24 protein-coding genes are annotated in these 25,512 nt (G+C 69.0%); 11 read left to right on the forward strand and 13 right to left on the reverse strand.

The genetic code is table 11. The features are described from left to right. Positions 1-129: 129 nt before the first annotated feature. Positions 130-756, reverse strand: a complete 627-nt coding sequence (locus LRH25_RS16295) for a LysE family translocator (RefSeq protein ID WP_141290201.1) — start codon at positions 754-756, stop codon at positions 130-132. Between the two features lie 279 nt (positions 757-1,035). On the opposite strand from LRH25_RS16295, the gene LRH25_RS16300 reads away from it, so the two are divergent. The 4 genes from LRH25_RS16300 to LRH25_RS33125 all read left to right on the forward strand — a co-directional run bounded on the left by LRH25_RS16300 (position 1,036) and on the right by LRH25_RS33125 (position 5,686). After that, positions 1,036-1,599 (forward strand): hypothetical protein, encoded by a 564-nt coding sequence (locus LRH25_RS16300; protein ID WP_141290200.1) that lies wholly within the window; start codon positions 1,036-1,038, stop codon positions 1,597-1,599. Between the two features lie 48 nt (positions 1,600-1,647). Continuing rightward, entirely contained in the window at positions 1,648-2,637 is a 990-nt protein-coding gene (locus LRH25_RS16305; protein WP_141290199.1) for a hypothetical protein, read from the forward strand. A gap of 62 nt (positions 2,638-2,699) precedes the next feature. Continuing rightward, positions 2,700-3,404 (forward strand): response regulator transcription factor, encoded by a 705-nt coding sequence (locus LRH25_RS16310; RefSeq protein ID WP_141290198.1) that lies wholly within the window; start codon positions 2,700-2,702, stop codon positions 3,402-3,404. Next, positions 3,401-5,686 (forward strand): sensor histidine kinase, encoded by a 2,286-nt coding sequence (locus tag LRH25_RS33125; protein ID WP_231011654.1) that lies wholly within the window; start codon positions 3,401-3,403, stop codon positions 5,684-5,686. The genes LRH25_RS16310 and LRH25_RS33125 overlap by 4 nt, the downstream gene beginning before the upstream one ends. A gap of 42 nt (positions 5,687-5,728) precedes the next feature. Here the strand turns inward: LRH25_RS33125 and LRH25_RS16320 are convergent, their stop codons facing one another. From LRH25_RS16320 to LRH25_RS16345, 6 genes are all read right to left on the reverse strand, one after another. After that, positions 5,729-7,459 carry a tetratricopeptide repeat protein gene (locus tag LRH25_RS16320; RefSeq protein ID WP_141288776.1) on the reverse strand — a complete coding sequence of 577 codons (1,731 nt, stop codon included), beginning with the start codon at positions 7,457-7,459 and terminating at the stop codon, positions 5,729-5,731. A 20-nt stretch (positions 7,460-7,479) separates the two neighbouring features. Then, positions 7,480-8,958: an ATP-binding protein gene (locus LRH25_RS16325; RefSeq protein ID WP_231011655.1), complete on the reverse strand. Its 1,479-nt coding sequence runs from the start codon at positions 8,956-8,958 to the stop codon at positions 7,480-7,482. A gap of 123 nt (positions 8,959-9,081) precedes the next feature. Next, positions 9,082-9,384 (reverse strand): high-potential iron-sulfur protein, encoded by a 303-nt coding sequence (locus LRH25_RS16330; RefSeq protein ID WP_141288780.1) that lies wholly within the window; start codon positions 9,382-9,384, stop codon positions 9,082-9,084. 113 nt (positions 9,385-9,497) lie between these two features. Beyond that, positions 9,498-10,493, reverse strand: coding sequence for an NADP-dependent oxidoreductase (locus LRH25_RS16335; RefSeq protein WP_141288782.1), 996 nt, complete (start codon positions 10,491-10,493; stop codon positions 9,498-9,500). A gap of 61 nt (positions 10,494-10,554) precedes the next feature. Beyond that, on the reverse strand, positions 10,555-11,367 hold the full coding sequence (locus tag LRH25_RS16340) for an oxidoreductase (protein WP_141288783.1): 813 nt from the start codon (positions 11,365-11,367) through the stop codon (positions 10,555-10,557). A gap of 103 nt (positions 11,368-11,470) precedes the next feature. Beyond that, positions 11,471-12,076 carry a TetR/AcrR family transcriptional regulator gene (locus tag LRH25_RS16345; protein WP_231011661.1) on the reverse strand — a complete coding sequence of 202 codons (606 nt, stop codon included), beginning with the start codon at positions 12,074-12,076 and terminating at the stop codon, positions 11,471-11,473. Positions 12,077-12,229: 153 nt separating this feature from the next. Here LRH25_RS16345 and LRH25_RS16350 point away from each other — a divergent pair, with 153 nt between their 5' ends. Next, the gene (locus tag LRH25_RS16350; RefSeq protein ID WP_141291028.1) at positions 12,230-12,634 is read left to right on the forward strand and encodes a DoxX family protein; all 405 of its coding nucleotides are present in this window, start codon (positions 12,230-12,232) and stop codon (positions 12,632-12,634) included. A gap of 16 nt (positions 12,635-12,650) precedes the next feature. Here LRH25_RS16350 and LRH25_RS16355 read toward each other — a convergent pair whose 3' ends face one another. Together LRH25_RS16355 and LRH25_RS16360 are read right to left on the reverse strand one after the other, a co-directional pair. After that, positions 12,651-13,277, reverse strand: a complete 627-nt coding sequence (locus LRH25_RS16355; RefSeq protein ID WP_141291029.1) for a DUF6151 family protein — start codon at positions 13,275-13,277, stop codon at positions 12,651-12,653. Then, the gene (locus LRH25_RS16360) at positions 13,274-15,478 is read right to left on the reverse strand and encodes an ATP-binding protein (protein ID WP_231011664.1); all 2,205 of its coding nucleotides are present in this window, start codon (positions 15,476-15,478) and stop codon (positions 13,274-13,276) included. The genes LRH25_RS16355 and LRH25_RS16360 overlap by 4 nt, the downstream gene beginning before the upstream one ends. A gap of 200 nt (positions 15,479-15,678) precedes the next feature. Between LRH25_RS16360 and LRH25_RS16365 the strand changes: the two genes are divergently transcribed. Then, a complete protein-coding gene (locus LRH25_RS16365; RefSeq protein ID WP_141291884.1) occupies positions 15,679-16,026 on the forward strand; it encodes a hypothetical protein in 348 nt (115 codons plus the stop codon). A gap of 8 nt (positions 16,027-16,034) precedes the next feature. Here LRH25_RS16365 and LRH25_RS16370 read toward each other — a convergent pair whose 3' ends face one another. Together LRH25_RS16370 and LRH25_RS16375 are read right to left on the reverse strand one after the other, a co-directional pair. Beyond that, a complete protein-coding gene (locus tag LRH25_RS16370; protein WP_231011665.1) occupies positions 16,035-16,775 on the reverse strand; it encodes an anti-sigma factor family protein in 741 nt (246 codons plus the stop codon). Continuing rightward, positions 16,772-17,272 (reverse strand): sigma-70 family RNA polymerase sigma factor, encoded by a 501-nt coding sequence (locus LRH25_RS16375; protein WP_231011667.1) that lies wholly within the window; start codon positions 17,270-17,272, stop codon positions 16,772-16,774. The genes LRH25_RS16370 and LRH25_RS16375 overlap by 4 nt, the downstream gene beginning before the upstream one ends. 66 nt (positions 17,273-17,338) lie before the next feature. Between LRH25_RS16375 and LRH25_RS16380 the strand changes: the two genes are divergently transcribed. The 3 genes from LRH25_RS16380 to LRH25_RS16390 all read left to right on the forward strand — a co-directional run bounded on the left by LRH25_RS16380 (position 17,339) and on the right by LRH25_RS16390 (position 20,963). Beyond that, positions 17,339-18,631 carry a S8 family serine peptidase gene (locus LRH25_RS16380; RefSeq protein WP_310742429.1) on the forward strand — a complete coding sequence of 431 codons (1,293 nt, stop codon included), beginning with the start codon at positions 17,339-17,341 and terminating at the stop codon, positions 18,629-18,631. A gap of 105 nt (positions 18,632-18,736) precedes the next feature. Beyond that, positions 18,737-19,291: a hypothetical protein gene (locus LRH25_RS16385; protein ID WP_231011668.1), complete on the forward strand. Its 555-nt coding sequence runs from the start codon at positions 18,737-18,739 to the stop codon at positions 19,289-19,291. 298 nt (positions 19,292-19,589) lie between these two features. Next, positions 19,590-20,963 carry an MFS transporter gene (locus tag LRH25_RS16390; RefSeq protein WP_141289313.1) on the forward strand — a complete coding sequence of 458 codons (1,374 nt, stop codon included), beginning with the start codon at positions 19,590-19,592 and terminating at the stop codon, positions 20,961-20,963. 28 nt (positions 20,964-20,991) lie between these two features. Here LRH25_RS16390 and LRH25_RS16395 read toward each other — a convergent pair whose 3' ends face one another. Beyond that, a complete protein-coding gene (locus tag LRH25_RS16395) occupies positions 20,992-22,179 on the reverse strand; it encodes an ATP-binding protein (protein WP_141289314.1) in 1,188 nt (395 codons plus the stop codon). Positions 22,180-22,268: 89 nt separating this feature from the next. On the opposite strand from LRH25_RS16395, the gene LRH25_RS16400 reads away from it, so the two are divergent. Continuing rightward, positions 22,269-23,174, forward strand: a complete 906-nt coding sequence (locus LRH25_RS16400; RefSeq protein ID WP_231011669.1) for a ketopantoate reductase family protein — start codon at positions 22,269-22,271, stop codon at positions 23,172-23,174. Here the strand turns inward: LRH25_RS16400 and LRH25_RS16405 are convergent. Further along, positions 23,171-24,064, reverse strand: a complete 894-nt coding sequence (locus LRH25_RS16405; RefSeq protein ID WP_231011674.1) for a LysR family transcriptional regulator — start codon at positions 24,062-24,064, stop codon at positions 23,171-23,173. The two genes, LRH25_RS16400 and LRH25_RS16405, sit on opposite strands and share 4 nt — an antisense overlap. Positions 24,065-24,136: 72 nt before the next feature. Between LRH25_RS16405 and LRH25_RS16410 the strand changes: the two genes are divergently transcribed. Further along, positions 24,137-25,504 (forward strand): acyclic terpene utilization AtuA family protein, encoded by a 1,368-nt coding sequence (locus LRH25_RS16410; protein ID WP_231011675.1) that lies wholly within the window; start codon positions 24,137-24,139, stop codon positions 25,502-25,504. Positions 25,505-25,512: the final 8 nt, after the last annotated feature.

A 25,512-nucleotide genomic window follows, 5' to 3' on the forward strand; every position in this document is an offset into this window, starting at 1 on the left:
TCGTTGCATCCCTTGCCCGCACACGAGTGCGGGCGGCGGTCCACGCCTAGATTGGCCCCTTGTGCCTGGCCTTCGCGCCCCTTGCCGTAGCGTTAACAGGCCCTAGCCGCCGATCACCGGTTCCGGGCGTCACAGCGGCCGCTGCAGCATCAACTGGGCGCCGAGCCCCAGCAGCACCACGCCGCTGCAGCGAAACAGCCAGACCAGCGAGCGCGGATGCGCCCGCAGCCAGCCCGACAGCGCCGCCGCCCCCAGCCCGATCGGGCCCTTGACCAGCAGGGCGAGCAGCGCAAAGGCCAGGCCCAGGGCGAACAGCGACGCGGTCGCGTGCGAGGCACCGGGGGCGACGAACTGCGGCAGGAACGCGAGGTAGAACACGGCGATCTTCGGGTTGCAGACATTGGAGAGCGCGCCGTCCAGGAACATGCGCGCCGGCCGTTGCGGTGCGGCGCTTGTCATGGCCAACGGCTGGTCAGGCACACGCAGCAGTTGCAGGCCCAGGTGGGCCAGGTAGAGGGCGCCGCCGATCTGCAGACCCAGGTACAGCCATGCCGAGGCGCGGATCACGGCGCCCAGTCCCAGCGCCGCCAGGGCGGTGTGCACCACCAGCCCGCTGCAGACCCCGGTGGCCGTGGCCAAGCCGGCCACGGCGCCTTGCGCAACGGAGCGCGACATGACCAGGATCATGTCCTGGCCGGGCGTGAGGATGAGCACCAGCGAGGCGCCGACAAACAGCAGCCAGTTGACTTCGATCATGGGATCCGTCCAGTGAGCAGTGGATGGACTCAATGTCCGATCCAACCCCCTTGGGCGTCCCCAAGCGACCCCAAAACTTTCCCAAAACCGTACTGGCAACTGCACCGATTGCCGCGCCGACACGGAGGTTGGTCACCAGCGGCCTGCCCGTCAGGAACAGGCCGCGCAGATGCGCGCCGGAAGCTCCGCACGGCCATTGATGATGTTTGATAGTTGCCCTTGTCCCGGGCGGCGCCGGCGCGTTCAATGGGGTCATTGCAGCCCCCAAAGAACACGCCCATGCCCACGACCTTCCGCACCGCCGTTTTCAAGCTCGCATGCCTTGCGGCCTGCGCTTTCGGGCCGGCGCTGTCCGCGCACGCCGCCACCAAGACGGAAGATTTCAACGCTGATTTCCCGGCCTGGGAGTCGGGCTGGTTCGCCAAGCACTCGAACGCCAGCAACTTCTGCACAAGCAACTATTGCCTGGTGGACGGCGACTGGGCGGACCCCAGCAACACCGTGCGCGGCACGGCCGGCAGCGGCATTTGGCTGAGCAGCGAGGGTGGATGGTCCTCCTCCCCGATCACCATCAACTTCGACGCGGCCTTCGGCGCCACCCTCAAGGCCATGCAGATCGACGTGGCGGTGTACGTGGAGTCGACCTTCTCCGCCTGGGACAGCAATGGCAATCCGGTCTACTCCAAGGTGCTGCGGGTCGACAGCTACAAGGACGTGCCGACCAGCCGCTACCAGACGCTGCACTTCAAGTCGGCCACCGGCATCGCAGGCTTCTCGTTCAGCGGCCCCGCCGACGGCAACACGGTGATCGACAACATCACCGTCAAGACGACCAGGCAGTAGTCGCCAGCGCGGCCCCGTCCCTCATCTTTCGCCATTCAAAGGCTCACGATGCATTCGTCTTCCCTTTCCTGTGCCGCGCTTTTGGCGGCGCTGTCGCTCGTCGCACCGGCCTGCCTGGCCGCGCCGGCCTACCAACTTGTGGACCTGGGCCCCAACACCAGCGCGACCAGCCTGAATGCCAATGCCAACGTGCTCGGCGAGCGCAACGGCAAGGTGGCGCGCTACTTCGGCGGCCAATGGCATTCGGTGCCTTCGGTGATCGCTGGGGCCGCGCTGAACGATGCCGGCCAGGTCGCAGGCACCTTGATGGACAAGCAAAGCTCGCTGGCAACGTCGGCCTGGTGGAGCAAGGCGGCCGGCGCCGTCGAGATTGCTCCCCTTGGCACCGGCGAGAGCCATGCCCATGCGATCTCCGGCAACGGCACGGTCGTGGGCACCGGCATCCTGGATCCGGTGTGGGGCTCGATCTACGCCTTCAAGTACCAGGACGGCAAGCTCACCCGCTTGAGCTGCCTGGTGCCGACCTCCGGCTGCGATGCCCGCGGCGTCAATGACGCGGGCCAGATCACAGGCGCCACGCAGGTGCCGTATTCCGGCTCGCATGCCTTCCTCTACGACCCCACGGTCGGCTTCTGGCGCGAGCTAGGCACGCTGGGGGGCCGGTCCTCCATCGGCATGGCCATCAATGCCGCTGGCCACGTGGTGGGCAACGCCGATGTCGCAGACGGTGTGAACCACCACGCCTTCTTCTTCGACGGCACGACGATGATCGACCTGGGCGCGCCCGATGGCGGCAGCAGCTTCGCCACCGCGCTCAACGACCATGACGCGGTGGTCGGCGGCATGGTGGACGCGGCAGGCACCCCCTCGGCCTTCTTCTACAAGGGCGGCAAGATGCACGACCTCGCCAGCCTGGTCGACAACGCCGCCGGCTGGACCTTCGTGCAGGCCACGGCGATCAATGCCAAGGGCCAGATCGCCGGCAATGGCCTGCTGGACGGCGTGCCTCACGCCTTCCTGCTCGACAAGCGCAACTGACCTCGACCGCATAATCGCTTGGGCCGCTTGGGTCATTTGCACGCGGCAATAGAAGGGAATGAATGCGCAGCTTTCTGCTGGAAGACGATCCCGAGCACGCAGCGCACTTCAAGGCGAGCCTGGCGGCCACGGAATTCCAGGTCCGCCATTTCTGGACCGCGGGCAGCTTCTTCGAGGCGCTGGCCGAGTCCACGCCGCAGCTCATCGTGCTCGACTGGATGCTGCCGGACCTCAGCGGCTACCAGGTGCTGCGCCGGGTGCGCGAGCGCTTTGGCCTGGCGGTGCCCATCGTCATGCTGACCTCCGTCGACAACGAGGAGCGGGTGGTCGCGGCCTTCGAGGCCGGTGCGGACGACTTCCTGACCAAGCCGGTTGCCAGGCCGGTGCTGCGCGCCAGGCTGCAGGCCTTGGCGCGCCGGGTCAACCAGGCGCCGGCCGCGTTCAGCGGCAGCGTCAGCTTCGGCCCCTACCGGCTCGACTATGCGCGCCAGAGCGTGCGCGACGTCGACGAGCCCGACGCACGTTTCGCGCTGACGCCGCGCGAGTTCGACCTGATCTGGCTGCTGATGAACAACCCGGACCGCTTCATCCCGCGGGCTGAACTGATTGCCGGCGTCTGGGGCAAGAGCAGCGAAGTGGCGCCCCACACGCTGGCGCAGAACGTGCACGCGCTGCGCAAGAAGCTGGGGCTGGCGCGGCGGGACATCCGGCTCGCGGCGGTCTACGGCTCGGGCTACCGCCTGGAATCGCCGGGGTCCTCACGGTGAACCCGCAGCCCGGCGCGGATCTCATGGAAGCGCTGGAGCCGGTTGCCACCGAAGAATTCGTCGCGGCCTGGCAGCACCGTTTGCCGGCGCTTTTCGGCGAAGCCCGCGCGCTGCAGCTGGTGACGCTTGCCTGGCACCTGAGGCAGCGCGACCCGGCGCTCGCCGCGGTCCTGGCCGATGAAGCGCAACCTTTGCTGGCCACCAGCGCGCCGGCGGTTGCCGGCACGGCCCTTGCGCGCCTGTCACTCGTGCGCGCCGAGGCCTGCCTGTTGCGCGCCGACTTCGACGCCGCGGGCGCTCAGGCGCAGGCAGCGCTGGCGGCGTTCATGGGCCGGGGTGAGCACGCGGGCTGCTGCGACGCGCTGATGCTGGCCGCGAACATCGCCAGCGACCTGGGCCAGTACCGGGAGCGTGACGCAGCACTGGCGCGCGCACGCGACTGCGCCGTTGCCGGGGGCGACGGCTTGCGCGTTGCGCTGGTCCATGCGGCCCTGGCCTACAACGCGGCGGCTGCCAACGACCCGAACGCCGAGACCTGCTGGGCGGCGGCCATGAACGATCTGGTCGCCACTGGCATTCCGGTCCTGACGGTGGTGGCCAACGACTTCCGGGTGGCCATGGCCTTCAAGCGCGGGGACCACGGCCCCGCGATTCCCTGGCTGCGGGACCAGATGGCGGCCGCCGGGCGTTGCGGCATGGTCAGGAAGCAGATCTCGACCGCCGCCAACCTGGGCCTGGCCTTCTCCATGCTCAACGACCACGGCGCTGCCCTCGACTGGGCCCAGCAGTCGCTGGACATGGCGCGCCGCACCGGCTGGCCGGTGGCCATCGGTGCCGGCCTGGTGCAGATGGCACCGGTCCTGGCCAAGCTGGACCAGCCCGAAGCCGCGCAGGCCATGCTGGACGAATCCATCGACGTGCTGGCGCCGCTGACGGGCTGCTTTTTCTACCTGCCGGCACTGAGCTTCAGCGGCCTGTTTGCCCTCCAGCGAGGGGACGCACAAGCCGCGCTGCTCGCCTATGCGGAACTCGAACGAAAGTCGCACGGCCACTACCGCGAGCAGTTCCTGTTCTCGGTTCACATCGGCCGCGCCCGTGCCCTGTCCCTGCTGGGGCGTGGTCCGGAAGCCGAGCAGGACGCCCTTCGAGCGCTCGCAACCGCCGTGGCCAACGGCGAGCTGACCGCCCAGATCGAGGTGCTGCAGTTTCTGGCCCAACTGCACGACCGTTTCGAGCTCGCGCCGCCGACCAGGGCCGCGGCCACCAGTGCGCCGCTGCACTACCTGGGGCTGGCGCTCGATGTCGCGGCCGAGATCCCAGGGTTCACGGTGCCCGACCACTTGCTGACCCTCGTCGCCGAGCAGCATGCCAAGGTCGGCGACCACGCCCGCGCCTATGCCTGCGCGCGCGCTGCGGCGGCCGCCCGCGAGGCCACGCACGGGCGCGAGGTGCGCGACCGGGCCATGGCCACGCAGCTGCGGCACGAGGCCGAGCGGGCGCGCGCCGAAAGCGAACACCTGCGCCGCCTCGCCGACGTCGAAGCCAAGCGCGCCCAGGCGCTGGGGTCTGCGCTGTCGGATCTGCGTGCGGCACAGACCGAGCTGCTGAGGCGAAACGAGCTGCAGGCGCGCATGAGCGCCGAGCGCGAGGAAACGCTGGCCTTCCTGGCGCATGACCTGCGCGCGCCGCTGACGGCCATTGCCGCCGCGCTGTCCGACACGCCGCGCGAAGACACGCTGCTGCGGACCGGCCGCCTGGCGCAGCGCGCGCTGACCATGACGGACCGCTTCCTGGACATCGCCCGCCTGAGCCGCCTGCCGCTGAGCGGCCGTGTCTCGCTGGACCTGGCCTCGCTGATCGACGAGGCCTGCGAGACCTTCGAGCGCCGCGCCGTCCAGGAAGGCCGCACGCTGGAGCAGGCGCTGGTCTTCGGCGTCGCCGTGCTCGGCCACCGCGAGGCCTTGACCCGGGCCTTCTGCAACCTCGTCGACAACGCCCTCAAGTTCTCACGCCCCGGCGGCCGGGTCGACGTGCTGATGCAGGTCACCGAACAAGAGGCCGGCCTGATCGTCACCGACGACGGCGCCGGCATGCCAGTGCCGGCGCAGCAACTGCTGCTGCGCACCGGCAGCGACCGCACCCCCGCCGCCAGCGGCCGCCTGGGCCTGGCCATCGTCGCCGAGGTGGCTAAGGTGCACGAGGCGCGGGTTGTGGTCGAAGCTTCGGGGGCCGGGACTCGCGTTGAGTTGTGGCTGCCGAGAGCGACTGCAAATTCGCCGTAGGCCAGCAATGCCTGCGCCGTTCTCCGGGCAGCGCACCGCGTTTCACTCACGTCGGTGGGTGGCGGGCAACTTCAAACCTCGCATGCGCATCTGTTCGGCAAGGGCATCTGCCTCTGGCAAACCCAGGCGCGACAGCTCTGCCCATGCCGTCTCAAGCAACTGCCTGGCTTCATCGGCCGTTGCCCCTTCTCCATCCAGCAAGTGCAACCCGATCTTCGCGCTTGTGATCGCCTTCCCGCGTACCTCGCCAAGGCGATCATAGACGGGCAGTTCTTCCTCCTTGCGGATGCGCAGGGCCTCGCCGAGCTGGCCGCGGTCTTGCAGGATATCGGCGATCTGCCCCATGGTGACGGCCTGCTCGCGCACGTCGCCCAGGCGCATAAAGACGGGCATTTGTTCCTCCCTGCGGATGCGCAAGGCCTCGTCGAACTGGCCACGGTCTTGCAGGATGTCTGCAATCTGACCCATGGTGACGGCCTTGGAGCGTATGTCGCCAAGTCGCTCGAATACCGGCAGTTGTTCTTCCCGGTAGATGCGCAAGGCCTCGTCGAGCTGCCCGCGGGTTCGCAGGATGTTGGCAATTTTGCCCACTGTGACGGCTTTGGAGAGCGCGTCGCCCAGGCGCTCATAGACAGGCATTTGCTCTTCTCGGCGGATGCGAAGGGCCTCGTCAAACTGCCCGCGTGCTTGCAGGATGTCGGCGATCTTGCCCATGGTCACGGCCTTGGCGCGCACGTCGCCAAGGCGCTCATAAACGGACAGTTGTTCCTCCTTCCGGATGCGCAGTGCCTCGTCGAGCTGGCCGCGGGCTTGCAGAATGTCGGCGATCTTGCCTGTGGTCACAGCCTTGGAGCGCACGTCGCCCAGGCGTTCATAGACGGGCAGTTGCTCCTCTCTTCGGATGCGCAGGGCCTCGTCGAGCTGGCCGCGGGCTTGCAGGATGTCGGCGATCTGGCCCTTGGTCATGGCCTCCGCTCGTTCGTCACCCAGGCGCCGATGCAAAGGGAGTTCGACCTCGCGCCAGTGCTGCAGCGCGGCGTCGTAGTCACCGAGATCATGCAGCAACCTGCCAAGTTCGTCGACAGGTGCCGCAAGCAATTCGTCCGGCGGCGCTGGCTTGTTTGCCAGCCAGGCTCGAATCTCGGCGACGCGGCGGCTGCGTTCTGCCATTGAACGGTTGTCTGCGCCCGTTGGCCTAGGCGGGATCGGCGAGACATGGCCACTGGTGAGCTTGAGTTCGGGGCTGGAACCGATGGCGGGTGCGGATGTCGCAGGCGCCGCGGGGGGCAGGAAGGCATAGACGCCACTTCGCCAGGCCCACAAGTCAGGCGCCTTGCTCGAGGCGAGTGCAATCGCATCGGCATCGAGCCAGAACACCAGGCGTGCGCGGGCTTGCGAGGCAAGGCGTTCGCGGCGTGCGTTGAAGGCGTCCCATCGCGCCGAATCGAACCATCCCGGCCGGCCGACGACGTGGACCACCGAGCCTGCGCGGGCGTTCTTGATGAGACGCTCTTCCAGCTCAGCCACGTCGGCAATCCTGTCGCTCACCGGCAGGCGGCTGGTGTTCAGGCCCGCCATGCGCAAGACCTCGTCGAGCGCCGTCATCACCTGCTTGCGCAGGTTTTCGTCGGGCGCATCGACCAGCAACCATTGGAAGGCCGGGCCGTGCACCAGCGTGCGCGAAAGGCGCAGGAAATCGTCGTGGCAAGACGCTGGGAGACCACGTGCCGCCGCCAACCGCAGTTGTTCAACATCGAAGGCGGAGCCGGCCATTTCGCAGACTGCCGCTTGGGTCAGGCTGGGGGAGCTGCGGCTGGCGCGGTTGCAGGCTCGGCAGCCGGCACCACGGCCAGTCGGTAGCCCTCCAGCGTGCGCACCACCGGGTGGCTGCGGCGCCAGGCGCCATCGTTGTACTGCAGCAGCGCCAGCCGGTGCAGCAGTTCCTGCGCCTGTTCGTCGTTGCCGCCGTGGGCCGGGTTGGCGTCGATGGCCTTCAGCAGCGCGTAGTCGCCGGGTTTGAGGAAGTAGCGGTAGTCGGATGCGAGTTGTTCGATGGCTCGTTGCACCACTGCCGCGTCGATGATGTTGTCTGCCACTTCGCAACACAGCTTCAACAGGCGCAGCAGTTCGCGCGGATGACCGCCGCTGTATTCCACCAGGCGCTTCGCTTCGGCGTCGCTGGAGAACAGGCTGCTGTCGGCGCGCCGCAGCAGCAGCTCATGCATGGCCGTCAGGCCGGGCTCGAAGGGGCTGCCGTCGCGCTCTTGCAGCTTGATCATCGGCAGCACCATGTCAGCATCGAGCTTGCCGCCCAGCCGCCCGTCGTACTTGAGGTGGAGTGGTGCGGTGTAGATGGCCAGGGTCTGGATTGCCAGGAGTTGCTCGGCATCCTGTACGAAGAATTGCTGGGTGTCTTCACCGCGCATCTTGTCGGTACCGTCGATCAGGAAGAGCACCCGCTCGGCGCGCCCTGCACGCGCCAACTCGGCCTCTGCAGTGCGAATGAGGTTGCTGAACGCGATCGCCAGGGTCGTGAAGCCGTTGCGAATCTCCTGCCGCCACTCGCTCTTCTGGCTCGACCCGGTCTTGAACGCAGTGGTAAAGCCTGCGAACAGTTTGACGATTCCCGGGATACCGCCGCCAGCCTCGATGCCGGTCTTGAGTTCCGCGCTCAGTTCCCGGTTCGTGCTGCGCGTCTGGATGGCACTGGCGAACCAGTCGCGCACGGGCTTGAGCGAGTCTTCGCCGAGCGAGAATCCATCGGCATTGAGACGCTCCAGCAGCGTTTCAGCCATCGCCATCAGCGCTTCCGTGTACTGCAGGTTGTTGCGGTCCAGCTTGGCAAGGACGTCGACTTCAACGACATAGAAGCGCTTCGACTCGTTCAGCCTGCCCGCGTATCGGCGCAGCTCGGTGGTCTTGCCGCTGCCGATGTGGCCGAAGAACAGCACATGCTTGTCGTTGGGGGCAAAGAAGGCATTCGTCGCCGGATCCCAGCCAAACTTGCGTGCCAGCCGCGCAAAGGTCTTCTCGCTGCCGCGTGCCGTCTGCGTGTCCACATAGCGCGGATCTCCGTCGGGCAGCGCTTCTTCGTACTCGATCTTCTGCAGGACTTCAAGAATGTGAGTCGGAGGTTTGTATGCCATGGCGAGGTGAATTTTAGGGCGAGGACCATTGGCACAACGAGTCGAATGTGTGGGCGTTTGCAAAGTGACCCGGAAAACTGGGCCGTCCGCCGGGCGATCATGCGCGATGGCAAGTGCGACCGCCATGCCGCAAGGGATCGTCTTGCAGGCCCCTGCACTTCAGGTCCAACGGCTGAAGCACCGGAGCACCGGAAGTTGCCGCAGGTTCAGCCCGGCTTGCCGTCCAGCCGGGCTCCGCCAGGTCCAGGTCTAGGCCTTCTTCGCGTAGGCGCTGCACCAGCCCTTGGCCGCGACGTTCTTGCCGGCGAACAGCGGGCAGGCACCGCTCGCGTCGCCCGCCTTGCCTTGGTAGAACTGGCAATTCGCGCAGGTCTGTCCAGCGGCGTACTTCGGGAACTTGGCCTTGTCGGCCTTGGTGGCGTCCACCACATAACCCAGCGCCGTGGCTTGGGCATCCTTGGGGTCGACGTCTGCGGCGCGCGCCTGCTGTGCGGCCAACAGCGCGAGGCTGGTCACCGGAATGATCTGGATGAAGGTGCGACGCGTGGTCATGCTGGCGAGTCCTCAGGGTTGGCTGGCAAGAGATTCATTGTGCGACCCGGCTGGCCGTGCGTCGCGCCTTGTCTGCCGCCAGCTTGCGCTGCGTCATGGCCCTGAGGCCATCCTCACCTGATCTTGATCACCACCTTGCCTTTTGCGCGGCCGGCCTCGACGTAGGCCATGGCTTCGTTGGTGGATGCGAACGGGAAGACCTTGTCGATCACCGGATGGATGGCGCCGGCCTCGATGAGCCTGGTGATCTCGCGCAGCTGGCTGCCGTTCGCCTTCATGAACAGGAATGAATAGTCGACGCCCAGCTTCCTGGCTTTGCGCCTGACACTTGCGCTCAGCAGCCGCATGACCAGCCTCACGAAGCCGGGGGCAGCGATGGCCTGGCCGAATGCCGGGTCCGGCGGGCCGGAGATGGAGATGAGCTTGCCGCCGGGCTTGAGCACGCCGAGCGACTTGGCGAGGGTCTTGCCGTCCTGGCTGTTCAGCACCAGGTCGCAGTCGCGCAGCACCTGCGCGAAGTCCTGCGTCTTGTAGTTGACGATCACGTCCGCGCCGAGGCGCTTCACCAGCTCGGTGTTGCTGCTGGTGGTCGCCACCGTGGCGCCCAGGTGCTTGGCCAACTGGATGGCGAAGGTGCCGACGCCGCCGGAACCCGCCTGGATGAAGACCTTCTCTCCCTGCTTCAGCCTGGCCGTCTCGACCAGCGCCTGCCAGGCCGTCAGGCCCACCAGCGGGATGGACGCGGCTTCTTCCATCGAGAGGTTCCTGGGCTTGGGCGCCAGCGAGCTTTCCTTGACCGGGACAAGCTCGGCGAAGGTGCCGATCCGGAAGTCGTCCACCCGTGCGTAGACCTCGTCGCCGGGCTTGAACTGCCGCACCCGCGGGCCGACCTTGCGCACCACGCCGGCCACGTCGTGGCCCAGCACCAGCGGCAGCCGGTAGGGCAGGATCAGCTTGAACTCGCCGTCCCGGATCTTGACGTCCAGCAGGTTGACGCCGGCAGCGTGGACCTCGACCAGGACCTCGTCGTCGTGCAAATCAGGGTCCGGCAGCTCGGCTGGCCGCAGAAGGCCTTTCTTGGCATAGCGGTCGAGAACAAATGCCTTCATGGTGTTTCCTTGGTCGAACTGATGGCCCGGCGCTGGGAGATGTGGTGGATCAACGAGCGGCTCAGGCTTCGAGGCGCAGGTCCTTGCGGACGCCCGCGTCCAGCACGCTGGCAGGCGCGAAGCGGCGCAGCATGCGCATGCGGCTGGCCAGGCCGGGTGTGTAGTGGAGTTTGGGGTGCTCCGCGGTGGCCGCCCGCAGCACCACTTCGGCGACGACCTCCGGGCCGTCGGCACCAACGAGCACTTCCTTGACCCGCTTCTCGACCCCGGCGCGCACCGTGCCGTACACGTCCAGCACCGCATCGGGCTGCATCAGGTTGGCATCGAACGGCGTGTTGATGTAGGCAGGTTCTACCACCGAGACGCGAATGCCCTGCGTGCGCAGCTCATGGTCGAGCGCTTCGGAATAGCCGGCCACCGCATGCTTGGTGGCGGAGTACAGCGCCATGTAGGGCATGGGCAGGAAGCCCAGCACCGAGCCGATGTTGACGATGCGGCCGCCGCCCTGGCGGCGCATGTGCGGCAGCACCGCGCGTGTCATGCGCACCAGGCCGAAGAAGTTGGTGTCGAAAATGGCCTGGGCTTGCTCGATCGAACTTTCCTCGGCTCCGGCGGGCGCCACGCCAAACCCGGCGTTGTTGACCAGCAGATCGAGGCGGCCTTCGCGCTGCATCAGCTGCTGGACGGCGGCTTCGACCGACGCGTCGCGTGTCACGTCCAGGGCCAGCATCTCGAAAGCATGTTGGCCGGGCTGGGCGCCGCGGCGGCTGGTGCCGTAGACCTTGTAGCCCACCTGGGCGAGCTGCGTGGCAGTGGCCTGGCCGATGCCCGACGAAGCGCCGGTCACAAGGGCAATCCTGCTGTGTTTTGTCATGGTGTGGGTCTGTCCGAGGCTTGGGTGGGGAGGGGTTGTGATATCGGGATGATGATCATCATGTGAGAAGGCGAGCGAAGGGCCGGCGCTCCATGTGGCCGTTTCAATCGTGGGTGGGGGTCAGGTGCTTCAGCGCGGCGCTTCGCAGGCCATCGGCCAGCGCGGGGTCATCGACCGCGCGGGACAGCAGCAGCGCGCCCACCATCGTGGAGATCGCGACCAGCGCCTGCGCGTGGGCCTGGGGCTGCCCCCAGTCCGGCGACTGTCGGGCCAGCAGGTCGACCATTTCCTTGATGTGGCGGGTCGTGACCCGGCGCACCTCCGGCGCCTGCCGCGCGGTCTCGGAGCCCAGGGCGGCCAGCGGGCAGCCGGTTTCTGCTTGGTCGGCATGCGTCTTCGAGAGGTAGGCGCCCAGCATGGCGGCGACCACCTGCTCCGGCGGCGCGCTGGCCGCCACGCCTGTTGCCACCGAGGCGGACTCGGCGCAGGCCTGGCGTGCGGCCTCTACCAGCATGGCCTCGCGCGAAGCGAAGTGCGCATAGAACGCACCGTGCGTCAGCCCGGCCTCTTTCATGATGTCGGCCACGCCGACCCCGTCGTAGCCGCTTCGGCGGATCGCGCGCGCCGCCACGGCGACGATGCGCGCGTGTGTTGCCTCTTTTGCCGCCGCCCGTTGGCTCGCTTTTGAAATTCGCATGATGATAATCATACAGAAATTTGCGGCTTCGTGCTGGTGGGGGGAGTGGTGGGGGCTTGGATGCGGGCTGCAGCAGTGCGCTGTCCGTTCCGGCGGCCTCGTGGGGCTGTCTTCGGCAGGCCCTGGCACTTGAGGTCCAATCGCCCGATGTCATCTGCTCTTCCCATGTCCGCGCCCCGGCTCGGAGGCTGGCGCCTTGCCGGCCTGGTGTTTGTGTTCCTGTGGTTCTTCATTGGCGGCATTGCGCACTTCGCCGCGCTCGAAACCGAGATGCGCATCGTGCCGCCGTACATCCCGTGGCCGATGGCCGCGGTGCTGGTGAGCGGGGTGTTCGAGCTGCTGGGCGCTGCCGGCCTGCTGTGGCGGCGCACCCGCCGTGCGGCGGGCATCGGCCTGTTCCTGCTGACGCTGGCGGTCACGCCGGTGCACTTCTACATGTTGCAGGTGCCCGAGCAGTTCGACGTGCCTTATGCCTTGCTGGCGGCCCGGCTGCCGCTGCAGGTGGCGCTGCTGGCCCTGATTGCCTGGAGCACGGCAACGCCGCGCCGCCGCCGCGGGTTGTTTCGCTGAAGTCCAGCAGGCGGGTTCAGGACTGCCCGACCCGTTGCTGCAGCCGCGCGTATTCGGCGCTGCTGAGCACCTGGCGCTGCGCCAGCGGCGTGCCGCTGTGCACGTCGAAGAAGGGCGTGTGCAGGTAGCTGCCGCCAATGCGCGCGCCGGCCACCATGCGGGCGATGCGCAGCATGGCCCAGGTGGTGGACAGGGCGCTTGCGCTCGGCACAGGGCCTTGCGTCTGCCTGGCGCTCTGCCGGTTGAGCTGCATGCGCAGCGGGCCGAAGGACGCAGCCAGCGTGTGCGTCGGATCGCTCTGCAGGCAGCTGTGCAGCAGGCCGATGTACGAGAACTTGTGGTTGCGCGGCGTGTTGCCGATGGCGGTGCGGCAGCAGCGGGTGTACCAGCGCAGCATGCCGCCTTCGGTGAGCGACATGCAGGCCAGCGCTTCGCGGCCCTGGGTGAACCGCAGCCAGGCGGGCGAGGTGGCGATCACCTCGCTGCCGCCCAGCGGGTCCAGCACGCGCTGCGGCTCGCCGAGGAAGTGGGCGAAGGCCTGGCAGTCCTTGCAGTAGCAGACGCAGCGGTTGGCCCGCTCGCCGTGGCTGAGCAGGCCGGAGACGGTGCCGCAGCGGCAGCGCAGCAGATGGGGCGGGTTCATTCGGCGGCGGGGGGTGTCTTCTTGTCGTCAGCCGCCTGCTGCAGGGCGCTCAGCAAGGTGTCGATCGCATACGGCTTGCGCAGCAGCTGGGCATGGGTGTCGGGCGCCTGGGCCGAGTAGCCGGTGGCGACCACGGTGGGCAGCGCGGGCAGGTGTTCGCGGCACCAGGCCACCAGGTCCAGCCCGCTCATGCGGCCGGGCATCACCACGTCGGTGAACAGCACGTCGAAGGGTTGACCCTGCAACAGGCGTTGCAAGGCTTCGTCGGCGCTGTTGCACAGCGTCACCTTGTGGCCCTCGCCCTGCAGGGCCGGCAGCACCACCGAGGCCACCAGCGGATCGTCTTCCACCATCAGCAGCCGCAGCTGGCGGCTGGGCTGGGGCGCACCGGCACTGGCGGCCGGTGCCTCTGCCCGCTGCTCGCTGGCCGGCAGGTAGAGGCTGACGCGGGTGCCTTCGCCGGGCTTGCTCTGCAACCGCGCGTCGCCACCGGACTGGCGCGCCAGGGCCAGCACCTGCGGCAGGCCCAGGCCACTGCCTGTGCCGACCGGCTTGGTCGTGAAATACGGCTCGAAGGCCTTGGCCTGGGTTTCGGCGTCCATGCCGGGGCCGTCGTCGGCCACCTCGATGCAGAGGTAGCGCTGGCCGGTCTGCAGGCCGGCGGTTTCGGCTGGCTCGGCCAGGCGGCCGGTGAGGGTGATGTGGCCGCCGTCCGGCATTGCGTCGCGGGCATTGAAGACCAGGTTCAGCAGCGCCAGTTCGAGCTGCGTGGGGTCGACGAACAGTGCCGGCAGGCGTGGCTCGATGTGGGCCGACAGCTGCACCCGTGCGCCGACGGCCTTGCTGGTCAGCTCCTGGGTCTTCAGCACGAAGTCGCCCAGGTCCACCGACTGCGGCTGCAGCGCCTGGCGGCGGCCGAAGGTGAGCATCTGCCGGACCAGGGCGGCCGCCTTCGCGGTGGCCCGCAGCGCGCTTTGCAGCACCCGGCGCTGCGACCCTTCGCCGACCTGGCGATCCATGACCTGCAAGGCCATCTGGATGGTCTGCAGCAGGTTGTTGAAGTCATGTGCCAGGCCGCCGGTGAGACGGCCGATGGCCTCGTGCTTCTGGCCGTCCAGCAGCCGGGCCTGGGCCTCGCCGGCCTGCTGCACGGCCTCGGCCACGCGCTGCTCCAGCGTGCGCGTGGCCTCGTGCGAGCGCAGGCCGGCTTCGTGCAGCGCGGCGCTGACCTGGTCGGCCTCGCTGACGCCGGTGCTCAGGCGCGGCGGCACCGCGTCTTCGCCCAGCTGCGAGGCGGCTTCGCGCAGGGCCAGCACCGGCGCGCTGATGCGGCGCGCGCCATACATCGCCATGCCCAGGCCGATCAGCAGCAACAGCCCGGAGGCCGCCATGGCCTGCAGCGTGACCCGCTGTGCCGCCCGGGTCAGCGCGGTGCGCGGCAGCGCAATGATCACCGCCCAGCGGTAGCGGCTGGGCTTGCTGAGGTAGCTCAGCGATGGCACGCCGTCCAGCGTGGTCGATTCGGCAAAGCCGTCTTCGCCGGCCTGGGCACGGCGCTGGATGTCGCCGGTGGCCTGCCGGCCCAGCCACTTTTCCGGATCGCGGCTGCGGGCGATCACGTGCTGGTCCTGGTCGATGATGGAGGCGACGCTGCCTTCGGGGTACCGGTGCTCGTCGAGGATGGCCTGCATCACGCTCGGCTCGAAGGACACGCCGACGTTGTACTGCGGCGGCTGCACGCCGCGCTGCGCCGCGAACACGCCCAGCACCGGCTTCTTCAGCAATGGCGCCTGCTGGGCGAAGAATACTTCCGGCTCGCCGGTGACGAAGTGCGCGCCGGGTGGCCGCGGGCGCGGCGTCAGGTCCAGCTCGGGCAGCAAGGTGTTCAGCAGCACGCGTTCGCGGTCGACCAGGAAGGCCCAGTTGCCGCTGCCCTCGACGGCCACCGCGGCCTCTTCGCGGAAGCGGCGCAGGTCACCGTCGTGCAGCGCGCTGGAGCCCGCCAGCGTGCGGGCCATGACCGCGCGCTTGTCCAGCTCCCGCTCGGCAACGAAATTCAGGCTTTGCCCGATGTTCTGCACGTTCATGCGCGCGCTGTCTTCCTCGCGCTGGTAGGTGGTGCGCGCCAGCAGGCCAAAGCCGATGACGGCCGGCAGCCAGACGGCGAAGACCAGCAACAGGAGACGGGTGCGGATGCTCATGTCAGCTTGGTGGGGCTTCGGGAGAGGGCTTCAGAACGGTCAGCAAGCCAGGAAGTTAACAGCACTTGCTGACTTCGGTTGGCACGGCGCTTGTCGGCCTGCGCCTACAGCGCCATGCGGCGTTCACTCACGGGCTGTTTGCGGGCCCGACGGTCTACTGCACGGCAATCCAAGAACGCACTTTCCGACGCTGTCATCCCATGTCCAATCTCCTCGCCGAACGCCCCGTCACCCGTGCTGCCGTGCCCGATGCCATGCAGGGCCGGACGCTGAAGCTGCGCTGGCTCGAAGGCCCGATCCGGGGCGAGTCCCAGGAAATCCGTTTCCACGAGGACGGCACCTTCGGCCTGTCGGGCCACCCGGCCTCCCTGCGCATGCCCTACAGCTGCTTCGAGCTGGCCGAAGAAGTCCAGCTGGTTTCGCTGCCTTCGCCCGCCGGCTACACGCTGACGATGGCGCTGAATTTCAACGACCGGTCGACCATGGGCGTGGCCACGCGTGCAGACGGCTGGGAGCCGGTGCGCGGGCACATCGAACTGCTGAACTGACGCCTGTCTCAGCGCTGCCAGGCCCGGTCGCGTGCGCTGCGCTCCTGCGTGGCGTCCAGCGCATTGCCGGCGATGTACCGGTCCACCGCTGCCAGCACGGAAGGCGGAAGCGTTGAAGCCGCCTGGCGCAGGCCAGCGGCTTGGCTGGCGTCCACCTGCTCCGCGGCCTGCACTTGCCAGCCTGCGGGCGAGCGGCAGGCCAGGCCTGCGGTGCCACCGGCCACGAAGGTGCGGCAGTAGCCGCCGGCCTGCGCCACGAAGCTGAGTTGCAGCGCCACGCGCGCACCGGCCGGCGTGTCGCTTGCGAGTTGCGTGTCCAGCGCCTGCGCCAGCGCGCCGCGGGCCAGCAGCCGGCCGCCTTGCTCGGCCATCAGCGGCACATCGCCACCCCGGTGTGCCCACAAGGCGCCTGACACCAGGCCAATCGCCAGGCTGGCCGCCATGCCGCCCCAGGCCGCCCAGCCCAGCCCCCCGCGGCGCTGGCGAATGGCATCCAGTGCGACGACTGCTGCAAGCCGCGGCGCGGCGGCCGGCGGCGGTGCCAGCAAGGCGCTGAGGCGGTCCGGCACCGGTTCGTCCAGCACGGCCGCAAAGGCCTTGGCCACGCGCTGGCGCTGGGCCTGGAAGGTTTCCACGCGCGCCCGCAGCGTGGCGTCGCCGGCCATTGCCTCGGCCAGCGCCTGGCGGCGCCGGGCGGAGAGTTCGCCGTCGGCAAACGCCATCAGTTCGTCGTCCTGCCAGTCGTTCATGTCATCTCTTTCGGCAGCTCGCCCAGCCAGGCCTGCAGCGCTTCGCGGGCCCGGGCCAGCCGGCTGGTCAGCGTGCCAATGGGAATGCCCAGCAGCTCGGCCGCCTCCTGGTACGAAAAGCCTTCGACCAGCACCATGCCAACGGCGGCGCGCTGCTCGTCGCCCAGCTGCGCCACTGCCCTGCGCACGGCCAGCGCGTCCAGCTGCGAGTCCTGCACGCCCACCTCGGCGCCGGCTTCTTCCGGCAGGAAGGTCTGGTCGCGGCGCTCGCGGGCCCGCACTTCGTCGATCCACGCGTTCTGCATGATCCTGAACATCCAGCTGTCCAGCCGTGTGCCGGGCGCCCACTGGTCGATCCGGTTCAAGGCCTTCTCGATGGCGATCTGCACCAGGTCGTCCGCATCTGCCGGGTGCCGCGCCAGCGTGCGGCCAAAGCGCCGCAGGCGCGGCAGCAGGGCTGCGATCTGGTGTCGCACATCGGGGGAGGCTGGGCTCATCTGCTGGGGACAACGGGTGTCGCAGGGATTTTCTTCCATGCGTCGCTCGTTATGCTGCCAACGACCATGAAAGCTGTGCCCTCGCTTCTCCTCTTGTGCGGCGCGCTGGCGCTGGCCATGCCGGCCAGCGCCCAGCTGCGCCTGCCTTCGCTGCCTTCGCTGCCGCGCGAGCTGCCCCGCCTGCCCACGGTCTCGCCGGAGCTGCTGCCGCAGACGCTGGCCGCGCTGCAGGACCGCCGGCTGGCGGCAGTGCGCGAGCTGCTGCGCCGGCATGCGGACCAGGTCGAGGCCGATCCTGCGGGCCAGCCGGTGCGCCGCCAGGAACTGCTGCTGGTGTCGCCCCCGGCCGCGCTGCTGGCCGCGGCGCTGGCGGAAGGCTTTGTGCTGCTGCGCGAGGAGACGCTGGCCGAGCTGGAGATTCGCCAGCTGGTGCTGCGGCCGCCGCCTGGCCTGGGCACGGCGCAGGCCGTGGCGCGGCTGCGTGCCATGGATGCATCGGCCATGGTCGACTTCAATCACCTCTACACGCCGGGCGGCGAGGTGGTGCCTACCGAGCCGGCAGCAACAGCTTCGGCACCGCCGCGCCTGGCGCCGCGCCGCGTGGGCCTGGTGGATGGCGGCGTGGACAGCGGCCATGCCGCGCTGGCCGGGCTGGCGCTGCAGCGCTGGGGCTGCGGCGGCGCCGAGCGGCCCAGCGCGCATGGCACCGCGGTGGCTTCGCTGCTGGTCGGGCGGGACGCGGTTTTCGCCGGGGTGCTGCCCGGCGCCACGCTGCTGGCGGCCGATGTCTATTGCGAACAGCCGGCAGGCGGCAGCGCCGAAGAGGTGGCCCGGGCGCTCGCCTGGCTGGCCGGCGAGCGGGTGGCGGTGATCAACGTCAGCCTGGTCGGCCCGGCCAACCTGCTGCTGGCGCAGGCGGTGGCGGCGCTGGTGCGCAAGGGCCACCTGGTGGTGGCCGCAGTGGGCAACGACGGGCCGGCCGCGCCGCCGCTGTACCCGGCCGCATACCCCGGCGTGGTCGGCGTGACAGGCATCGGCGCCGCGCGCCGGGTGCTGCCGGAAGCCGCGCAAGGCCCGCAGGTGCTGCTGGCCGCACCCGGCAGCGAGATGGCCGTGGCCCGGCCGGGCGGCGGCTATGCGGTCGCACGCGGCACCTCGTTTGCGGCGCCTGTCGTGGCTGGCCTGCTGGCGGAGACCCTGGCGCAGCCCGGCCCGCAGGAGGCTGCGGCGGCGCTGCAGCAACTGGCCCGCCAGGCGGTGGACCTCGGCGCACCGGGCCGCGACCCGGTCTACGGCTTCGGCCTGGTGGGCGAAGGTCTGCGCGTGGCGCCGGAAAGAGTGCACGCTCGGTCGCGCTGACAAAGCGTTACCACCACCTGCGGAAGAAGCCCGGCGCGGTGCTCGTTGTGCTCGGTGAAAGGGTTGGAAACCGCCGGCCCTTCACAGTGTCAAGGAGTGCAGATCATGTTCAAGCCACGTCAATTCAAGTTTGCTTCCCGCGTCTCGATCGCGCTGCTGTCGGCCTGCTGCCTGGCACCGGCGGCGCATGCCGGCTTGCTCGGCGGCGGTGGTGGTGGCAGCGGTGGTGGTCTGGGCGGTGTGGGCGGTGGCCTGGGAGGGAGCTTCCACGGCGGCTTCGCGCCGCGCAGCCTCGACCTGGCCGGGCAGGCGAACGCTCAGGCCAGCCGCAACGGCGCACCGCTGCCCGCCGCCAGCCGCGCACGCGACGCCGTGAGTTCGGCCACCGATGCCGCTGGCACTGCAAAACCAGCCACCGCGGACGGCACTGCCAGCCCTGCGCCCAACGGCCAGGCTGCGGCCCCGCAGAGTGCGCCAGCGCCGGCCACTGCCGCGGCCAACGGCAGCGCCACCGGCACCAGCCGCGCGCTGGCCGGCAATGCCAACGCCAGCGGCAGCACCCGCCAGGCCAATGCCTCGGCCAGCGCTGCCGCTCAGGCCTCGCGCGACACGCATTCGATCAGCGTGGACGGAGGCGCCCAGGCCGAAGTGCAGCGCTGAGGGCTGGCCGGCGCTGAGTGGCCGGATAAGTTGTCTGACAACCTGGGCTGTCTTGCGTCTACGTGAGATCGCGTATGACGCGCTGGCAGCCCGGGTCTAGAGTGCGATCCGTTCGTCCACCCCTGGGAAATCCCTTGGTTTCCCCGGGGTTTTCCTTTGTCGACTCGTCGGCAGGGCGGCCCAGGCCCGCTTGGCTTGGGCGGCGAATAAGTCATACGATGTCATATAACTTGCGACCTCGCCCTGGACCTTGTCGCCCCTGGCCCGCGCCGCGCCTGCCCTTCAGCTTCAGGTTTTCATGAGCACACACAGCACATTTGCCGCGCCCCCTGCGGCCGGCGCAGCTTCGGCCGCCGCGCGTCCCACCCGGGTCCGTTACCTGATCCTGGCGATGCTGTTCATCGTCACCACGGTGAACTACGCCGACCGGGCCACGCTGTCCATCACCGGCCCGGCGATGAAGGCCGAGTTCGGCTTCGATTCGGTGCAGCTGGGCTTCATCTTCTCGGCCTTCAGCTGGGCCTACGTGGCCGCGCAGCTGCCCGGCGGCTGGCTGCTGGACCGCTACGGTGCGCGCAAGATCTACGCAGCCAGCATCGTGCTGTGGTCGCTGTTCACGCTGCTGCAGGCCTTCACCGGCGCCGTGGCCGGGGTGTTCGGCGCGGTGACGCTGCTGTTCGCGTTGCGCTTCCTGGTCGGCCTGGCCGAGTCGCCGGCCTTCCCGGCGAATGCCAAGCTGAGTGCCAGCTGGTTCCCCACGGCAGAGCGCGGCACCGCCTCGGCGATCTTCAACTCGGCGCAGTATTTCGCCGCGGTGGTCTTCACGCCGCTGATGGCCGGGCTGACCCAGTGGATGGGCTGGCACCACGTCTACCTGTGGATGGGCGTGATCGGCTTCGTGCTGGCCGGTGTGTGGCTGAAGGTGGTGCACAACCCCGCCGACCACCCACGGGCCAACAAGGCCGAGCGCGAGTACATCGCCAAGGGCGGTGGCTTGCTGAACCTGGGCCCGCAGGCCATGCCCTCTGGCATCGTGCGCGACGGCCGCACCTGGGCCAACCTGGGACAGCTGATGCGCAGCCGCATGATGCTGGGCATCTACCTGGGCCAGTTCTCGATCAACGTGCTGACCTACTTCTTCCTGACCTGGTTCCCGGTCTACCTGGTGCAGCAGCGCCACATGTCCATCCTGAAGGCCGGCTTCATGGCCTCGCTGCCGGCGCTGTGCGGTTTCCTTGGCGGCGTGCTGGGCGGCGTGATCTCGGACGGGCTGATCAAGCGGGGCGCCAGCCTCACGGTGGCCCGCAAGACGCCCATCGTGCTGGGCATGCTGCTGTCGGTCACGATGATCTTCTGCAACTACGTGGACAACGAGTGGCTGGTCGTCGGCCTGATGGCGCTGGCCTTCTTCGGCAAGGGCATCGGCGCGCTGGGCTGGGCGGTCGTTTCCGACACCGCACCGAAGGAAATCATCGGCCTGGCCGGCAGCGTGTTCAACATGTTCGGCAATGCCGCGGGCATCGTCACGCCCATCGTCATCGGCTACATCCTGGCCCACACCGGCTCGTTCAACGGCGCGCTGGTCTTCGTCGGCCTGAACGCCCTGGTCACCGTCGTCGCCTACCTGGTCATCGTGCCGGAGATCAAGCGGCTGGAGTTGAAGTCGCGGTGAGTGCGATAAGCGTGGCGAGCGGTCTGCGTCAGTCGTCTTCCAGGGGCAGCAGCCCTTGGGGCGGGGCGGGTGGCCAGGTGCCCGCGGCCACCCGCGCTTCGTACCAGCGGTGCATGGCAGCATCTTCGAGCGCGTATTCGCCGCGCGCCGATTTCCAGGCCAGCGCGGGCATTCGCTGGCGCAGTGCCTCCAGCGCCTTCTGTGCCTGGGCCACGCTGACCGGCTTGCCAGTCTTGTCGCGGTAAAAGCGCAAGGCCTCTGCGTCATACGGCCGGAAGCGCGTGCCCTGAGCGAGCATGCGCCACAGAACCGCCTGCTCGCTGGGTTTCAGTCCGAGGTAGTCGGACTCCATCTGTGCTTCATCCTGGGCTTGTTGCAGTTGCGCAGCCTGAAGCAGTGCGGGTTCGAAGCGGCCACTCAGGCTCGCCAAGGGACTCAGCACCTGGCCGAGTGCGGTCATGAAGAACTGGGGCCGGTGGCCAAAGGCCGCGAAGGCCTGCTGCAGCGTTGCGGTGTCCACCGGCGCCAGGCTTGGCCGCTGCGCTTCGATCAATCCGGTGAGGTGAGCGATGAAGTCCGGCCCCAGCGGCGGCATGCGCTGCACCTGCGAGCCATAAAAGGGCGCGCCGCTGGTGTTGACCAGGCGCAGGAGCTTGTCGCGGTCCGAGCCAGACATGACCAGCATCAGGTTCACCTGGCCGGGCTGGTTCAGCTGGTCACGGGCCGATTTCAGCGCCGTCATGGCGGCCTCGCCCGCCTCGCTGGTCAGCGCGTGCTGCGCTTCATCGACGATCAGCGCCACAGGCTTGGCGGCGGTCTCGTGCAGCGCTCTAAGTGCGTCGACCAGCGTCAGACCGTCGACCTTGCCGATCTTGCTGGTGTCCACCTGCAGCCAGCCGCCCAGGCTGACCTTGTCCAGCCCCGCCTTCTTGGCCGTGCGGGCGACCAGCCCGAGCTGCGGCTGCAGTGCCCTGGCAATCGCCTCGGCGATCAGCGCGCCCGGGTCACGCCGAGCGTCGGCCCACAGGTCCACGTACACGACCACCACGCCGGCCGCTTCCAAGGCGGGGCGGAGATCACCTTGCAGGAAAGTCGACTTGCCAGTTCGCCTTGGCGCGGCAAGGAACAATCCGTTGTGCGCGTCGCCCAGCAGGCTGAGGCCTTGAAGGGCCGTCACCAGCTCCTGTGCCAGCGCTTGGCGAGGGAAGGCAAGCATGCGACTATCCGAAATTATCTTGAAGTAGATAATATATCTTGTGCGCGATAGTTGTCGATAATCCAATGTGCCGAGCAGGAGACAAACGCATGAAGATCGCAGTGATGGGCGCGGGCGCCGTGGGGTGCTACTACGGCGGCATGCTGGCGCGGGCCGGGCACGAGGTGATGCTGATCGCGCGGCCTGCGCATGTGGCGGCCATCGAGCGCGATGGCTTGCGGCTGGAGGCGCAGGGCTTCGACGAGCACATCCGCCTTTCGGCCAGCAGCGACCCGGCGGCGGTGGCCGGGGCCGAGCTGGTGCTGTTCTGCGTCAAGTCGCCGGACACCGAAAGCGCGGGCGACCTGCTGCGACCGCACCTGGCGCCAGGCGCCTTGCTGCTCACGCTGCAGAACGGCGTGGACAACGCCGAGCGGCTGCGCAAGCGCTTGCCGCAGGCGGTGGCCGCGGCGGTGGTCTACGTGGCCACCGAGATGGCCGGGCCGGGGCATGTGAAGCACCACGGGCGGGGTGAACTGGTGATCGAGCCGTCGAACACCGCGGCCGTCAGCAGCGAGGCGGTGGCGCAGATGCTGATCGCCGCCGGCGTGCCGACGGAGGTTTCGCCCGACGTGGTGGGCGCGCTGTGGGCCAAGCTGATCCTGAACTGCGCCTACAACGCGCTATCGGCCATCAGCCGCCAGCCCTATGGCGTGCTGGCGCAGGCCGCAGGTGTTGCCGACGTGATGGGCGACGTGGTGGCCGAGTGCCTGGCGGTGGCCGAGGCCGAAGGCGTGCGCGTGCCGGGCGATGTGCCGGCCGCCGTGCGCCGCATTGCCGAGACCATGCCCAATCAGTTCTCTTCCACCGCGCAGGACCTGATGCGCGGCAAGCCCAGCGAGATCGACCATCTCAACGGCCTGGTGGTGCGCCGTGGCGCCGCGCGGGGCGTGCCCACGCCGGTGAACCGCGTGCTGCACACGCTGGTCAAGCTGCTCGAAGCCAAGGCTGGCTAGGTTTTGCGCGTGGCGGCAATGCTGGCCGCCAGGAAGTCCTGCCCTGCGGCCGGTAGCGTGCGGCCGCGGCGCTTGATCAGGCTGACGGTGCGCACAAACGCCGCGTCGGCAATCGGCCTGGCGACCAGACCGGGCTCGGCGCGCAGCTCGCGTGCGCCGCCGGGCAGGAGGGTCAGCCCCAGCCCGGCGCGCACCATGGCCACGGCCGTCATCATGTAGGTGGTCTCGCAGGCGACGATGGCCTGCCGGCCGAGCTGGCGGAAGGCCGCGTCGACCAGCGCGCGCACGCTGGTCGACGGGTCTGTCAACACCAGCGGTTGATCGGCGAAATGGGCCAGTCGCAGCTGCCGCTTGGTGGCGAGTGGGTGGTCGGCCGGGCAGACCAGGCACAGCCGGTCGGCCCACTGGTGCAGCGTGTCGAACTCGGCAGCGTCCACCGCGCCGCCGGTCAGGCCCAGGTCGACCTGCTCGTCGCGCACCAACTGCATGACCTGGCTGGCCACGGCGTCCCGCACCACAAACGCAATGCCGGGTTGCGCGGCGCGGCAGGCCAGGATCACGTCCGGAAGCAGGCTGGCGGCAAACGAGGGCAGCGCGGCAATGCGCACCGTGCCGCGCCGGCCGGCGCTGGCCTCGCGCGTGTCGGCCACCACCGCGTCCATGTCCTGCAGCATGCGCTGCAGCAGCGGCAGCAGCTCGCGGCCGGTGCGGGTGAGGGCGACCGAGCGGCTGTTGCGGTCCAGCAGCCGGCTGTGCAGCGCCTCTTCGAGCTTGCGGATCTGCACCGTCAGCGCGGGCTGCGATAAGTGCAGCGCTGTGGCGGCGCGCGTGAAGCTGCCGAGCTGGGCCACGCTGACGAACGCGCGAATCTGGCGGAAATTCAAGTCCATGCCGATAGCTTATGGCTGCGATCCAATCATTTCAATTGTTGGATCGCTGCCGCGGGCCTACGCTTCGCCCCCATGACTGCCACCTCCGCATCGGCCCCGCCCCGCATTGTTCGCCTGGGCGTGGGTGCGGGTTACTCGGGCGACCGCATCGAGCCGGCGGTCGAGCTGGCGCAGCAGGGCGAGATCGACTACCTGGTCTTCGAATGCCTGGCCGAGCGCACCATTGCGCTGGCCCAGCAGGCGCGATTGCGCGACCCGGAGGCTGGCTTCGACCCGCTGCTGGCGGCGCGGCTGCGGGCCGTGCTGCCGCACTGCGCGGCGCGCGGCATCCGCATCCTGACCAACATGGGCGCGGCCAACCCGCTGGGCGCTGCGCGTTGCGCGATGGCGATTGCCGCCGAGCTGGGTTTGCAGGGCTTCAAGATTGCCGCGGTCACGGGTGACGACGTGCTGGCTGCCGTGCAGGCCGGCGAGCACCGCCTGCTGGAAACCGGCGACACCGTGGCTTCGCTGGGTGACCGCGTGCTCTCGGCCAACGCCTACCTGGGCGCCGCGCCCATGGTGCAGGCGCTGGCGCAGGGCGCGCAGCTGGTCATCACCGGCCGCGCGGCAGACCCGGCGTTGTTCCTCGCGCCGCTGGTGCACGCATTCGGCTGGGCCTGGGACGACTGGCAGCGCCTGGGCCAGGGCACGGTGGTGGGCCACCTGCTGGAATGCGCCGGCCAGGTGACCGGCGGCTACTTTGCCGACCCTGGCTTCAAGGACGTGCCGGACCTGGCGCGCCTGGGCTTCCCGATGGGCGAGGTCAGCGAAGACGGCGGCCTGGTCGTCACCAAGCTGGCCGCGGCTGGCGGCTGCGTGACCGAGGCCACCTGCAAGGAGCAGTTGCTCTACGAAATCCACGACCCGCAGCGCTACCTGCAGCCGGACGTGGTGGCGGACTTCTCCGAGGTGACGGTGCAGCAGCTCGGCCCGGACCGGGTGCAGGTGAGCGGTGGCCGTGGCGCACCGCGCAGCGGGCTGCTGAAGGTCTCGGTCGGCTACCACGACGGTTTTGTCGGCGAGGGCCAGATCGCCTATGCCGGACCTGGCGCCTTGGCCCGAGCGCAGTTGGCGCAGGCCATCGTCGAAGAGCGGCTGGCGCTGACTGGCGTGGCGCTGCGCGAGCTGCGCTGCGAGCTGATCGGCGTGAACGCGCTGCATGGCGCGGCTTCGCCCCCGTCCGCCGCCGAGCCCTACGAAGTGCGGCTTCGCGTGGCCGCACGAACCGACACGCTGGCTGAAGCGGTGCGCGTGGGCAACGAGGTCGAGACGCTGTACACCAACGGCCCGGCCGGCGGCGGCGGGGCCAGCAAGTCGGCCCGCGAGATCGTCGCGGTGCAGTCGGTGCTGCTGCCCGAGTCCGCGGTGTCGCTGCAAGTCCACCTGATGGAGGCCTGATGCCGAAT

The organism is Ideonella azotifigens, assembly GCF_021043325.1.
Taxonomy (GTDB): domain Bacteria; phylum Pseudomonadota; class Gammaproteobacteria; order Burkholderiales; family Burkholderiaceae_C; genus Ideonella; species Ideonella azotifigens.